Source organism: Pseudomonas sp. (genome assembly GCF_048269965.1).
Lineage (GTDB): Bacteria > Pseudomonadota > Gammaproteobacteria > Pseudomonadales > Pseudomonadaceae > Aquipseudomonas.
Window position 1 is genome coordinate 1 of record NZ_JBLWTV010000009.1, and the last position, 13,686, is coordinate 13,686.

Sequence of the window (13,686 nt, forward strand, 5' to 3'; positions counted from 1 at the left end):
TGTCTGGCGCGGGATGTTCATTGTGCAGCTGGCTCATGATGTCTTCGAGCATGTTCATATGCTCCTTCATGTGCACATGCCGCTCGCCGACCGGGGCCTTCTCCGCCTGGATCAGCACGGCTTCTGCTTTGTCGCGCATCTGCTGGATGCGCTCGAATACACGGTCGCTGCCCCCTTCGGCCCAAGCCATAGAAGACAGCAGTAGCGAACCAACCAGGAGCAAAGGTTTCAGCGATTTCATGGGGCAGTCTCCATCAGTGCAAACTATGGCCGGCACCTCTGCTTTTGGTCTGTCGAGGGCCGAGAGCACAACCTAGTGCTCATGCTTGCACCCTAGACAAGACACCCTGTCAGTGACCTGAAGTCAGAATTACATTTTCGTAAGCTTCTGGTTGGGGCCGCGGTTTGCCTGCAAACTCAGGCCACCCGATATTTGGAGTCTGCTCGCATGAAACTACTGGTAGCTGAAGATGAACCCAAAACCGGTGCATACCTGCAGCAAGGCCTCAGTGAAGCGGGCTTCAATGTCGACCGGGTTATGACCGGTACAGATGCTCTACAGCACGCTCTGAGTGAGTCCTATGACCTCCTGATCCTGGATGTGATGATGCCTGGGCTGGACGGGTGGGAAGTGCTGCGCATGGTGCGCGCCGCAGGAAAAGACGTCCCCGTATTGTTCTTGACGGCACGCGATGGTGTGGAGGACCGCGTTAAAGGGTTGGAGCTGGGCGCGGACGACTACCTGATCAAGCCATTTGCTTTCTCAGAACTTCTGGCCAGGGTCAGAACGCTGCTGCGTAGAGGCAATGGCTCACCCACGCAAACAACGATGAAAATTGCCGATTTGGAAGTCGATCTGATGAAGCGTCGCGCCATCCGCGGCGGTAAACGAATTGACCTGACCGCGAAGGAGTTTTCACTGCTGGAACTGCTACTGCGCCGGCGCGGCGAGGTGCTCCCGAAGTCGCTGATTGCCTCTCAGGTTTGGGACATGAATTTCGACAGCGACACCAATGTCATTGAGGTTGCGGTACGCCGGCTACGCGCAAAAATCGATGACGATTTCGATCTCAAGCTGATTCATACCGCCCGCGGCATGGGATACATGATGGATGCTCCGGAGTGAATATGAAGCACCTTTCGCTGACCGCACGCATGAGCCTGATGTTCATGTCCGCGGTAATTGCAGTCCTGACGGTAGCAGGGCTGAGTTTCAATATGCTCAGCCAGCACCACTTCAAGATGCTGGATCGGCAGGCCCTGGTGGAGAAACTCGAATCCGCCAAACATATCCTCAACAATGCTCGCGGTGAAGCGAGCCTTTCGGAAGAATTACCGCAGTTGCGAGCTTTGCTGGGAGCCCATCAGGATCTGGCCGCCACTATCCTGGCCAGTGACGGTTCTGTACTGTTTTCCGACCCCAGAGCAGTCGAAGTACCTGAGCGTTTCAGACGTGCAAATGAGCAGAGCATGTGGGAGTGGCAGAACGGCCAACACATGTACCGTGGCATGACGGAGCAAATCTCGGTAGCCGATCAGGCTGAGCCGCTCACTGCGTTGCTGATTCTTGACGTCACCAATCACACACACTTTTTCGACACGCTGCAACGATGGTTTTGGATTGGATTGGTCATCAGCGCCCTGTTCAGTGCCGCACTCGGCTGGGTGGTTGCTCGCAGCGGCCTTAGGCCTCTGCGGCAAGTCACTCATGTGGCCTCCGGGATGTCCGCTCGCTCGTTACAGGAGCGAATCCCTCTCGAACCAGTGCCGCGGGAACTTCAGCAACTGGTTCTCTCCTTCAATGCGATGTTGGCTCGGCTAGAGGATGCCTTCGTTAGGCTCTCCAATTTTTCGGCCGACATTGCCCACGAGCTACGAACTCCAGTCAGCAATCTGATGACCCACACCGAGGTCGTGCTGAGTAAAAAACGCGATATCAATGCCTATGAGGAGAATCTGTACTCCAACCTGGAGGACTTGAAGCGCATGTCTCGGATGATTGATGACATGCTGTTCTTGGCCAAGGCTGATAATGGCCTGATCATCCCCGAGCAGGCCAGGATCGAACTGGCTGACGTAGTCTTCAAGCTGTTTGACTACTACCACCTTCTGGCCGAAGAGCGCGGCATTGAGCTATCGCTCACAGGCAAAGGCCAAGTGCTGGGAGATCGGCTGATGCTTGATCGCGCGCTATCCAACTTGCTGTCCAATGCGCTGCGCTACACGCCGGCGGGAGAGACAATTTCGGTTCTGATCCGCGAGACAGAGGACTCCACTACCTTCAGTATCGAGAACCCAGGGGACACAATCAGCTCAGAGCATCTAGAGAAGCTCTTCGACCGCTTTTACCGGGTTGACCCCGCTCGGCGGGAGGGCAGCCCGAGCAACGCCGGGCTCGGGCTTGCAATCACCCGATCCATCATTGAGGCTCACAAAGGCCGCATCTGGTGCACCTCAGCGGCTAGCCTCACGGGCTTTCACATCGAATTGCCCCATCCCAGATAATGCCGGTCTGGCGGTAAGTAGGCTACAGCTAACCGCTAGCCCAACTTGACAGGGTGGGTGCAGGTGCAACTCGACTGAGCGCAGATTGCATTCGCCATCCAGATAGGTAACGAGCGGTGAGCTGACACAAGAGCACCCCATTCGCTCTCGGGTAGCAGCTCATGAAGTTTGGAAACTGCATCCCCCGCGCTTGCCTCGCCAAGCCAAACCAATGCTCGGATGGCGTCCCCCGCTCCAGTAGCGCCAAGCACGTCAGGTTGCCGGAAGCCCTCACAGCCTAGCCAATCTCAATTGGCAACCAGAAAGATAAAAATAGCACTAGCATCAAAAACCTACAGGCATAAAAAAATCCAGTCACCGTTAAGTGGCTGGATTTTCTAGGGTTTTTTGGTCGGGACGGAGTGATTCGAACACTCGACCCCTTGCACCCCATGCAAGTGCGCTACCGGGCTGCGCTACGCCCCGACGATGCTTCCGGGTGACCGAAAGCGGGATGAACTATACATTAAGCTTTTGAAATAAGGCAACTTTTTCTTGGCGTTACTTCTTCAGCACGTGCAAGACATCTTCGAGCTCGACGATCATCTGCTTGATCAGTTGACGATACTGGGTGGTGTCGTCTTTGGCTTCATCACCAGAAAGGCGCTGACGTGCGCCACCGATGGTGAAGCCTTGATCGTACAGCAGCGCACGAATCTGCCGAATCATCAGCACGTCCTGACGCTGGTAATAGCGACGGTTGCCCCGCCGCTTTACCGGGTTCAGCTGCGGGAATTCCTGTTCCCAGTAACGTAGAACGTGGGGCTTGACCGCGCAGAGTTCACTGACCTCACCAATGGTGAAGTAGCGTTTGCCGGGAATTGCCGGTAGTTCGTCGTTATGACTTGGTTCCAGCATAGGCCTCGACCCTGGCTTTCAATTTTTGCCCTGGACGAAAAGTGACCACACGGCGAGCCGTGATTGGAATCTCTTCCCCTGTTTTCGGGTTACGGCCGGGTCGCTGGCGCTTGTCGCGCAAGTCGAAGTTGCCGAACCCGGACAGCTTGACCTGTTCGTTCAGCTCAAGAGCCTGGCGGATCTCTTCAAAAAACAGCTCCACCAGTTCCTTGGCTTCCCGTTTGTTCAGGCCGAGCTCTTCATACAGACGTTCCGCCATTTCAGCTTTCGTCAGAGCCCCCATACGCTACTTCCTTAACGTGGCGTTGAACCTTTGTTCGAGGCAGGTGAGGATATTTTGCGTAGTAGTACTCACCTCATCGTCATTAAGAGTGCGCGATGGATGTTGCCAGGTCAAGCCGACGGCAAGGCTTTTTCTAAGCGGATCAATGCCTTTACCGTGATAGACGTCAAATAGCTTGAGGTCCGTCAGCCATTCTCCCGCCGTTTCACGGATTGCGCCCAGTACAGCCTCGGCCGGCTGCTCGCGGTCAACCAGCAACGCCAGGTCACGACGCACTTCTGGGAAGCGCGACAACTCGCTGAATACAGGCATGCGGCCAGCAGCCACTTCGGCCAGCACCAGCTCGAAGAGGAACACGGACTGATCCAGGCCCAAGGTCTTGGCAAGCTCTGGATGCAAGGCACCGATGAAACCGACCAGGCGCCCTTCCCGCTCGATGCGGGCAGTCTGGCCCGGATGCAGAGCAGGATGCTCGCCAGGCACGAAGCTGAAGGCATCGGCCGCACCGGCATAACCCAGCAGCGCCTCGACATCGGCCTTCAGATCATAGAAGTCGACGTTATCACGGCTGTTGGCCCAGCCTTCGGGCAGGCGACTGCCAGAGATCACGCCAGCGAGCATCGCTTCCTGCTGCAGACCTTCCAGCTGACCGACAAAACGCAAGCCGCTCTCGAACAGGCGCACGCGCGACTGTTGGCGATTGAGGTTGTGCTGCAGCGCCTTGACCAGCCCTGGCCATAGCGAGGAACGCATGGCGGCCATATCGGCAGAAATCGGGTTGGCCAACTGCAGCGGTTCTACGCCAGGGGTGAACAGCTCGAACAGCTTGGGATCGATGAAGCTGTAGGTGATCGCTTCCTGATAACCACGGGCGACCAGCAGACGGCGCAGCGCCGGCAGTTCGGCACGCGCCTCGCCCTTGGTCTGCGGCGCCAGGCGAGCTTGCGGGTAACGCACTGGCAGACGGTTGTAGCCATACAGGCGACCCAGCTCTTCGATCAGATCCACTTCCAGGCTGATATCGAAGCGATGACTCGGCACGCTGACCAGCCACTGGCCGGCACCCTGAGCACTGACACCGAGGCCAAGCGCAGTGAGCAGACGCTCGACCTCGGCGCCATCCATGTCCATGCCCAGCATCTGGCTGATGCGCTCGGCACGCAGAGTGATAGGTGCCACGTTCGGCAGATCGCTTTCACTGCTGACTTCGATGATCGGACCGACTTCGCCGCCGACGATTTCCAGCAGCAACGCAGTCGCGCGCTCCATCGCCTGGCGCGCCAGTTGCGAATCGACGCCGCGCTCGAAACGGTGCGAGGAGTCGGTGTGCAGGCCATAGGAACGGGCCTTGCCGGCAACGGCGATGTTGTCGAAGAAGGCGCTTTCCAGGAACAGGTCGCGGGTCTTGTCGCTCACGCCGCTGTGCTCACCGCCCATCACGCCGGCGATGGCCAGCGCGCGGCCATGATCAGCGATGACCAGCGTGTCGGCACGCAGGCTGACTTCCTGGCCGTCGAGCAGCACCAGCTTCTCGCCCTCTTCCGCCATGCGCACGCGAATGCCGCCGTTGATCTCCGCGAGATCGAAGGCGTGCATCGGCTGGCCCAGCTCGAGCATCACATAGTTGGTGATATCCACCGCCGCATCGATGCTGCGAATATCGGAACGACGCAGACGCTCGACCATCCACAGCGGCGTCGGACGAGACAGATCGACGTTACGTACAACGCGGCCCAGGTAACGCGGACAGGCCTTGGGCGCCAGTACCTCGACCGGACGCACCTCGTCGTGCGCGGGCGCAACGGCCTCGATAACCACTGGCGAAACGACGGCGCTGTACATGGCACCCACTTCGCGGGCCAGGCCAGCGAGCGACAAGCAGTCACCACGGTTGGGGGTCAGGCCGATCTCGATGCTGGCATCGTCCAATTGCAGGTAGGTGCGAATATCGCTGCCAACCGGCGCATCGGCCGCCAGCTCCATCAGGCCGCTGTTGTCTTCGCTGATCTGCAGCTCGGAAGCCGAGCACAGCATGCCCTGAGATTCCACGCCGCGCAGCTTGGCCTTCTTGATCTTGAAGTCACCCGGCAGTTCGGCGCCGATCATGGCGAACGGAATCCTGATGCCGGCACGGGCATTGGGCGCGCCGCAAACGACCTGGAAGGTCTCGGCGCCATTGCTCACCTGGCATACGCGCAGCTTGTCGGCGTCCGGGTGCTGTTCGGCACTGAGGATTTCACCGACCACGATGCCACTGAAGGCGCCGGCCACCGGCTGTACCGCGTCGACTTCGAGGCCGACCATGGACAGGCGCGCGACCAGATCTTCGCGGGATACGTCGGGATTCACCCAACTGCGCAGCCACTGTTCACTGAATTTCATGTTGTCCGTTCTCCTTGACGGGCATGCCGCGTAGGCACCCACATCATGCAAGCCTGCGCGGCATACCCCCCTCATCCGGCGCTTTGCGCCACCTTCTCCCGTGGGAGCAGGGCTTGAGGGAAGCGTCGCTACGCGACTGTCACGCTAAATGAATTCGATCACGAGGGGCAGCTGCTAGCGAAATTGCGCCAGGAACCGCAGGTCGTTATCGAAGAACAGGCGCAGGTCGTTGACGCCATATCGCAGCATGGCCAGACGTTCGACGCCCATACCGAAGGCGAAACCGGAGTATTTTTCCGGGTCGATGCCGCTCATGCGCAGCACGTTAGGGTGCACCATGCCGCAACCCATCACTTCCAGCCAGCCGGTCTGCTTGCACACGCGGCAGCCCTTGCCGGAGCACATCACGCACTGCATGTCGACTTCGGCCGACGGCTCGGTGAAGGGGAAGAAGGACGGACGGAAACGCACGCCCAGCGGCTTCTCGAAGAACACCCGGAGGAACTCCTCGATGGTGCCCTTGAGGTCGGCGAAGCTGATGTCCTCGTCGACCAGCAGGCCTTCGACCTGATGGAACATCGGCGAGTGGGTGATATCGGAGTCGCAGCGATAGACGCGGCCGGGACAGACGATGCGGATCGGCGGCTGCTGCGATTCCATGGTGCGCACCTGAACCGGCGAGGTGTGGGTGCGCAGCAGCATGTTCGCATTGAAATAAAAGGTGTCATGCATCGCCCGTGCCGGGTGGTGGCCGGGGATGTTGAGCGCCTCGAAGTTGTGGTAGTCGTCTTCGACTTCCGGGCCCTCGGCCACGTTGTAGCCGATATGGGTGAAGAACTGCTCGACACGCTCGAGCGTGCGGGTGACTGGGTGCAGACCGCCAGAGGCCTGACCACGGCCAGGCAGGGTCACGTCGATACGCTCGGACGCCAGCTTTTCGGCGAGCATGGCCTGCTCAAGCACGGATTTGCGGGCATTCAGGGCGTCTTGCACCTGATTCTTGGCAGTGTTGATCAGGGCGCCAGCCTGCGGGCGCTCTTCGGCCGACAGCTTGCCCAGAGTCTGCATCAGGGCGGTCAGTTCGCCTTTCTTGCCAAGGTACTGAACCCGGAGCTGTTCCAGGGCATTGATATCTTCACTTCGTTGCACGGCCTCGAGCGCTTGCGAGACCAATGCATCCAGATTTTCCATTTACAGACTCCAGATACGAAATAGGGGAAGAGCTGTTAAGGCTCTTCCCCTATCTTTGACGTTGCCACCGGGCGAACCCGGTGATTGTCGGGGGACTTAAGCCAGAACGGCCTTGGCCTTCTCGACAATCGCAGCAAACGCCGCTTTTTCGTTCACTGCCAGATCAGCCAGAACCTTACGGTCGATTTCGATCGACGCTTTCTTCAGGCCAGCGATCAGACGGCTGTAGGACAGACCGTTGACGCGAGCACCAGCGTTGATACGAGCGATCCACAGTGCGCGGAACTGACGTTTTTTCTGACGACGGTCACGGTAGGCATATTGACCAGCCTTGATGACAGCCTGCTTGGCAACACGGAACACACGCGAACGAGCGCCGTAGTAGCCTTTAGCCAGTTTCAGAATCTTTTTGTGACGAGCACGAGCGATAACGCCACGCTTAACACGAGCCATGAGTAATTACCTCTAAGTATCTTGACCGATTAACGAACGCGCAGCATGCGCTCGACTTTAGCTTTGTCCGACGGACCGATCAGCGAGCTGCCACGCAGCTGGCGCTTACGTTTCGTGGACATCTTGGTCAGGATGTGGCTCTTGAAAGCGTGCTTGTGCTTGAAGCCTGTAGCAGTCTTCAGGAAGCGCTTCGCAGCGCCGCTCTTGGTTTTCATTTTTGGCATGTTTTGTACTCCGCATTCATTAACAACTGATAACCATCAGGCCTGCCAGTGCCCGGTAGATTATTTACGCTTCTTGGGTGCGATGACCATCATCAGCTGGCGTCCTTCCAGCTTAGGATGCTGTTCTACGGTGCCGATTTCAGCGAGGTCGGCTTCGACCCGCTTCAACAGCTCCATACCCAGTTCCTGGTGAGCCATCTCACGACCGCGGAATCTCAGAGATACCTTGGCCTTGTCCCCGTCTTCAAGGAAACGTACCAGGTTGCGTAGTTTTACCTGGTAATCCCCATCTTCCGTCCCTGGACGAAACTTGATTTCTTTGATCTGTTGCTGGTGCTGGTTCTTCTTGGCGATAGCAGCCTGCTTCTTCTTCTCGAACAGGTGCTTGCCGTAGTCCATGATGCGGCAAACCGGCGGCAGTGCGTCAGCAGAGATCTCTACCAGATCCAGCTTGGCTTCTTCAGCCACGCGCAATGCCTCATCGATCGAAACAATACCGACCTGCTCGCCGTCTGCGCCAATCAGGCGCACTTCACGAGCGGTGATGTTTTCGTTGATCGGCGCCTTGGGGGCGGCCCGCTTGTCCTGTCTCATTTCACGCTTAATAGTTATTACTCCAAATCTTGGCGACCACGCCGGGAAACCGCTTGCTGCAACTGTGCGGCGAACTGCTCGATGGGCAGAGAGCCCAGATCGACGCCTTCACGGGTACGGACAGCAACGGATCGAGTCTCGACTTCCCGATCTCCAATAACCAAGAGATAGGGAACCTTGAGCAAGGTATGCTCGCGGATTTTAAAGCCGATCTTTTCGTTTCTCAAGTCAACCTTGGCACGAAAACCGCTTTGATTGAGAGTTTTCTCGACTTCACGGGCAAAATCGGCCTGTTTGTCGGTGATATTCATGATCACCGCCTGGGTCGGAGCGAGCCAGGCAGGGAAAGAACCAGCGTAGTGCTCGATCAGCATACCGATGAAACGCTCGAACGAACCAAGGATCGCGCGGTGCAGCATCACCGGGCGCTTGCGGTTGTTGTCTTCGGCGATGTAGCTGGCGTCCAGACGCTCAGGCAGGTTCGGATCGTACTGCAGCGTACCGCACTGCCAGTTACGCCCCAGGCAATCACGCAGGGTGAATTCGATCTTCGGGCCGTAGAAGGCGCCCTCGCCCGGTTGATATTCCCAGGCCAGACCGGACTCGTTCAGCGCTTCGGCCAGCGCGCCCTCGGCACGATCCCACAGCTCGTCGGAGCCCACGCGCTTGGCGGGACGAGTCGAAAGCTTCATGGCGATATCACTGAAACCGAAGTCGGCATAGACCTGCAGGGTCAGCTTGATGAAGTCGGCCGCTTCCTTCTTCACCTGATCTTCGGTGCAGAAGATGTGCGCATCGTCCTGCACGAAGCCACGCACGCGCATGATGCCGTGCAGCGCACCGGACGGCTCGTTGCGGTGGCAGGCGCCGAACTCGGCGAGACGCAGCGGCAAGTCGCGGTAGGACTTCAGACCCTGGTTGAAGATCTGCACATGGCACGGGCAGTTCATCGGCTTGACCGCATAGTCGCGGTTTTCCGAAGCCGTGGTGAACATGTTCTCGGCGTAGTTGGACCAGTGCCCGGAACGCTCCCAGAGGATGCGATCGACCACCTGCGGCGTGCGCACCTCGACGTAGCCGTTCTCACGCTGCACCTGGCGCATGTGCTGTTCCAGCACCTGATACACGGTCCAGCCATTGGGGTGCCAGAACACCATGCCCGGCGCTTCTTCCTGCAGGTGGAACAGGTCCAGCTGCTTGCCGATGCGACGGTGATCGCGCTTCTCGGCCTCTTCGATGCGCTGGATATAGGCAGCCAGCTGCTTCTTGTCCGCCCAGGCAGTGCCGTAAACGCGCTGCAACTGCTCGTTCTTCGAGTCGCCGCGCCAGTAGGCACCGGAAATACGGGTCAGCTTGAACGCCTTGAGAAAGCGCGTGTTCGGCACGTGCGGGCCGCGGCACATGTCGACGTACTCTTCATGGAAATACAGACCCATGGCCGTTTCGTCCGGCATGTCGTCGATCAGACGCAGCTTGTATTCCTCGCCACGCGACTTGAACAGCTCGATGACCTCGGCACGCGGCGTCATCTTCTTGATGACGTCGTAGTCCTTCTCGATCAACTCGGCCATGCGCTTCTCGATGGCCGCCATGTCTTCCGGCGTGAAGGGACGATCGATGGCAATGTCGTAATAGAAGCCTTCGTCAATGACCGGGCCGATCACCATCTTGGCGTTCGGGTACAGCTGCTTGACTGCATGCCCAACCAGGTGAGCACAGGAGTGGCGGATGATTTCCAGCCCCTCTTCGTCTTTCGGCGTGATGATCTGCAAAGTGGCATCGCTATCGATCACATCACAGGCATCGACCTGCTTGCCGTTTACCTTGCCAGCCAGGGTGGCCTTGGCCAGGCCTGCGCCAATGGATTGAGCGACCTCCAGCACGGATACCGGATGATCGAACGAACGCTGACTGCCGTCGGGAAGAGTAATGATGGGCATGGCGCCTCCTCTCCTAGTGGTGACCCCTACCAAAGGTCACGTGGGTTGGGATGAGCCAGGAAGCGATTCAGCGGTGTACCCACCTAACGATGGCAGGAGCCCGAAGGCCAACCAGACCGAACCAGAGTCACTGGAAGTAAAGAGTGCGGATGCTTTCAGAAAGCCTGAGCCCTGACAAGCTGCCGCCCGAAACAAACACGTAAAAACCTGAGGCGTCACCCGAAAAATTCGAGCAATAAAAAAGGGGCCGCTTAGCGACCCCTCTTTATCGATTTGGTAGGCACAATTGGACTCGAACCAACGACCCCCACCATGTCAAGGTGGTGCTCTAACCAACTGAGCTATGTGCCTTCGATGGATGCGCATTCTACGCAGATCTTTTTAGCCGTCAATAGATTTTTTCGCTAACTCACTGAAATAGGCCAATTTTTTATCGAAACCGGATCGTTGAATATTTTGCACGGGCACTAGCCGGCTATTTTCAACTCAGGTAGCATCGGATTATTCGTAAAAAATAAAGAACAGAGGTTCAAGATGGCGCACACGGCATATCCACAATCCTATTACGCCGCTTCAGCCAACCCCGTCCCGCAACGCCCTGCCCTGCAAGGCGAGGTGGAAACCGATGTGTGCATCATCGGCGCGGGTTACACCGGCCTGTCCACTGCACTGTTTCTGCTGGAAAACGGTTTCAAGGTGAGCATTGTCGAAGCGGCCAAGGTCGGCTTCGGCGCATCGGGTCGTAATGGCGGACAAATCGTCAACAGCTACAGCCGTGATATCGACGTCATCGAACGCACGGTCGGCCCCAAGCAGGCACAACTGCTCGGGCAGATGGCGTTCGAAGGTGGCCGCATCATCCGTGAGCGCATCGCCAAGTACGACATCCAGTGCGACCTGAAGGACGGTGGTGTATTCGCCGCGCTGACCAGCAAGCAGATGGGCCATCTGGAATCGCAGAAGAAGCTGTGGGAGCGCTACGGCCACACCCAGCTGGAGCTGATGGACGCCAAGCGCATTCGCGAAGTCGTCGCCACCGAGAACTATATCGGCGGCATGCTGGACATGAGCGGCGGTCACATTCATCCGCTGAACCTGGCGCTGGGCGAAGCCGCTGCGTTGGAATCGCTGGGCGGCGTGATCTATGAACAGTCGCCTGCTACCCGTATCGAGCGCGGCGCCAGCCCGGTGGTGCACACCCCGGAAGGCCGCATCAAGGCCAAGTTCGTGGTGGTCGCCGGTAACGCCTACCTGGGCAATCTGGTGCCGGAACTGGCTTCCAAGTCGATGCCGTGTGGCACGCAGGTGATCACCACCGAGCCACTGTCCGATGAAGTCGCTGCCAGCCTGCTGCCGCAGGACTATTGCGTGGAAGACTGCAACTACCTGCTCGACTACTACCGCCTGACCGGCGACAAGCGCCTGATCTACGGCGGCGGCGTGGTCTACGGCGCGCGCGACCCGGCCAACATCGAGGCGATCATCCGGCCGAAGATGCTCAAGACCTTCCCGCAGCTGAAGGACGTGAAGATCGACTTCGCCTGGACCGGCAACTTCCTGCTGACGCTTTCGCGACTGCCGCAAGTGGGCCGAATCGGCGACAACATCTATTACTCGCAAGGCTGCAGTGGCCATGGCGTGACCTACACGCACCTGGCGGGCAAGGTCCTCGCCGAAGCGCTGCGCGGCCAGGCCGAGCGTTTCGATGCCTTCGCCGGGTTGCCGCACTACCCCTTCCCGGGCGGCCGGATGTTCCAGGTACCCTTCAGCGCCATCGGCGCCTGGTACTACACGCTGCGCGACAAGCTCGGCGTGTGATCAGCCTGCACATCGATGAAAACGGCGCCCTCGGGCGCCGTTTTCATGTGCATCATGGGCAGACCGACAAGGCCTGACACTGTCCACCGGAATCACTGGCCTTCGGCGGTGCAGCGAAGCGTGCATCATCCGGTGCCAGCCGCTGCGCACAGGCCTGTGCCTTCTGCGCCTCAGAGGCACAACCCTGCTCGCCCAGCACCTGCGACAGGTTGAACCAACCGGCAGCGAAATCCGGCTCGCGCTCCAGGCTCTCACGCAATGCCTGCTCGGCGCCCTTGCGATCACCCTCGGCATAGTGGCTGTTGCTCAGGGCGAACCAGGGCAGCGCCTGCTCCGGCCAGGCTTCGCTGGCACGGCGATAGGCACGCCGCGCAGTCTGGGCATTGCCGGTTTGCTCGAGGTCGTTGGCAGCCTTCATCCAGACCTGCATATCGGCTTGCGCCGGCAGGCGCTCGGGCGGCAGGGTCACGACCGCCCAACGCCCGCCGCGCTCCCAGGTTCTGTCGAAACTGGCGAAGCTGTCTTCGAGCCGGCGCGTGGTGGCAGAACGCAGAATCAGCGTGCGCTCACGACGGTCGTAACCGACCACCACTGCGAAATGCCACTGCGGGTAGAAGTCGAACGCCAGGTTCTGCAGCACCAGCACCGGATTGCCAGCGGCCACTTCGGCCAACACGGCCTCCAGGCGCGGCTGCAGCGGATACACCAGCATTTCGTGATTGCGCGCGGCAGCGACCATCTCGACCTGCAGACTGCCTTCACGGCTGGGGATGTAGACCTTGTCCTTGAGCGCGCCGGGCGTGGTCAGTACGCCACGCTGGTTGAGCATGGTAGCCAAGGCAGCCGGCCCGCACTGGTAGGCGTCCTGAGGGAAGAAGGGAACGTCGGTGAGCTCCACCCGCTCAGGCAAACGCTCGCCCACCGGTGATAACACCGGGGAGCGAGCGCAGGCTGTGAGTAAAACGATCGATGCGATACAGCAGAGGCGAATCAGCGATTTATGCATTTAACGAAACTGAAGATGTTGGTGGCGCACAGCATATCAGTGATGATGAAGATCACCAGAAACAACACGATGATGCCGACCACGCCCGCACCGGCAGGCGCCTGGTCCAGTTGCTGGTTGAACTGCGCCAGCTCGGCCGGGGTCAGGCTGGCGATGCGCGACTCGACCTGATCACGCTCGACGCCCATCGACACCAGTTTCTCCTTCACCTGCTCGTCATCGAGCATGGCCATCAACTGCTCCTGATCCACCTTGTGCTGCTGCTCGGCGATCACCTCGTGGGTGCCGACCATCGCCGCATTCGCGGCAGGAATCTGCACCACCAGCAGCAGGTGAAACAGCGCGGTAATCGCGGCCAGGCGGCGCATGACGGGGTTCATGGAAATTGTCATT

General features: G+C 58.9%; 14 protein-coding genes and 2 tRNA genes. 3 read left to right on the top strand and 13 right to left on the bottom strand.

From position 1 onward, the window contains the following. Positions 1-241 (bottom strand): co-regulatory protein PtrA N-terminal domain-containing protein (locus ACN0X6_RS12275; protein WP_417704247.1); only part of this gene is annotated, 241 nt, incomplete at its 3' end. Between the two features lie 207 nt (positions 242-448). Here ACN0X6_RS12275 and ACN0X6_RS12280 point away from each other — a divergent pair. Continuing rightward, positions 449-1,126, top strand: a complete 678-nt coding sequence (locus ACN0X6_RS12280) for a heavy metal response regulator transcription factor (RefSeq protein WP_004577572.1) — start codon at positions 449-451, stop codon at positions 1,124-1,126. 2 nt (positions 1,127-1,128) lie between these two features. Continuing rightward, positions 1,129-2,505 carry a heavy metal sensor histidine kinase gene (locus tag ACN0X6_RS12285; RefSeq protein ID WP_417704249.1) on the top strand — a complete coding sequence of 459 codons (1,377 nt, stop codon included), beginning with the start codon at positions 1,129-1,131 and terminating at the stop codon, positions 2,503-2,505. A 388-nt stretch (positions 2,506-2,893) separates the two neighbouring features. On the opposite strand, the gene ACN0X6_RS12290 is transcribed toward ACN0X6_RS12285, so the two are convergent. From ACN0X6_RS12290 to ACN0X6_RS12335, 10 genes are all read right to left on the bottom strand, one after another. Then, a tRNA-Pro gene (locus ACN0X6_RS12290) sits at positions 2,894-2,970 on the bottom strand. Between the two features lie 75 nt (positions 2,971-3,045). Then, on the bottom strand, positions 3,046-3,402 hold the full coding sequence (locus ACN0X6_RS12295) for a MerR family transcriptional regulator (RefSeq protein WP_003243416.1): 357 nt from the start codon (positions 3,400-3,402) through the stop codon (positions 3,046-3,048). Beyond that, positions 3,383-3,685 carry an integration host factor subunit alpha gene (gene ihfA / locus ACN0X6_RS12300; protein WP_003243414.1) on the bottom strand — a complete coding sequence of 101 codons (303 nt, stop codon included), beginning with the start codon at positions 3,683-3,685 and terminating at the stop codon, positions 3,383-3,385. The genes ACN0X6_RS12295 and ihfA overlap by 20 nt, the downstream gene beginning before the upstream one ends. 3 nt (positions 3,686-3,688) lie before the next feature. Then, the gene (pheT, locus tag ACN0X6_RS12305; RefSeq protein WP_417704251.1) at positions 3,689-6,067 is read right to left on the bottom strand and encodes a phenylalanine--tRNA ligase subunit beta; all 2,379 of its coding nucleotides are present in this window, start codon (positions 6,065-6,067) and stop codon (positions 3,689-3,691) included. A 174-nt stretch (positions 6,068-6,241) separates the two neighbouring features. Beyond that, positions 6,242-7,258 (bottom strand): phenylalanine--tRNA ligase subunit alpha, encoded by a 1,017-nt coding sequence (gene pheS / locus ACN0X6_RS12310; RefSeq protein ID WP_417704253.1) that lies wholly within the window; start codon positions 7,256-7,258, stop codon positions 6,242-6,244. A gap of 96 nt (positions 7,259-7,354) precedes the next feature. Further along, positions 7,355-7,711 (bottom strand): 50S ribosomal protein L20, encoded by a 357-nt coding sequence (rplT, locus tag ACN0X6_RS12315; RefSeq protein WP_003461224.1) that lies wholly within the window; start codon positions 7,709-7,711, stop codon positions 7,355-7,357. A 29-nt stretch (positions 7,712-7,740) separates the two neighbouring features. Then, positions 7,741-7,935 carry a 50S ribosomal protein L35 gene (gene rpmI / locus ACN0X6_RS12320; protein ID WP_003461222.1) on the bottom strand — a complete coding sequence of 65 codons (195 nt, stop codon included), beginning with the start codon at positions 7,933-7,935 and terminating at the stop codon, positions 7,741-7,743. 60 nt (positions 7,936-7,995) lie between these two features. After that, positions 7,996-8,547 carry a translation initiation factor IF-3 gene (gene infC, locus ACN0X6_RS12325; protein ID WP_169886860.1) on the bottom strand — a complete coding sequence of 184 codons (552 nt, stop codon included), beginning with the start codon at positions 8,545-8,547 and terminating at the stop codon, positions 7,996-7,998. Further along, complete coding sequence (gene thrS, locus ACN0X6_RS12330) at positions 8,547-10,469, bottom strand: threonine--tRNA ligase (RefSeq protein WP_417704256.1); 1,923 nt, start codon at positions 10,467-10,469, stop codon at positions 8,547-8,549. The genes infC and thrS overlap by 1 nt, the downstream gene beginning before the upstream one ends. 274 nt (positions 10,470-10,743) lie before the next feature. Continuing rightward, positions 10,744-10,820, bottom strand: a tRNA-Val gene (locus ACN0X6_RS12335). A 183-nt stretch (positions 10,821-11,003) separates the two neighbouring features. Between ACN0X6_RS12335 and ACN0X6_RS12340 the strand changes: the two genes are divergently transcribed. Continuing rightward, complete coding sequence (locus tag ACN0X6_RS12340; RefSeq protein ID WP_417704258.1) at positions 11,004-12,287, top strand: NAD(P)/FAD-dependent oxidoreductase; 1,284 nt, start codon at positions 11,004-11,006, stop codon at positions 12,285-12,287. Between the two features lie 52 nt (positions 12,288-12,339). Here the strand turns inward: ACN0X6_RS12340 and ACN0X6_RS12345 are convergent, their stop codons facing one another. After that, entirely contained in the window at positions 12,340-13,293 is a 954-nt protein-coding gene (locus ACN0X6_RS12345) for a PA2778 family cysteine peptidase (RefSeq protein WP_417704259.1), read from the bottom strand. Continuing rightward, the gene (locus ACN0X6_RS12350) at positions 13,278-13,685 is read right to left on the bottom strand and encodes a PA2779 family protein (protein ID WP_417704261.1); all 408 of its coding nucleotides are present in this window, start codon (positions 13,683-13,685) and stop codon (positions 13,278-13,280) included. The genes ACN0X6_RS12345 and ACN0X6_RS12350 overlap by 16 nt, the downstream gene beginning before the upstream one ends. Position 13,686 lies beyond the last annotated feature (1 nt).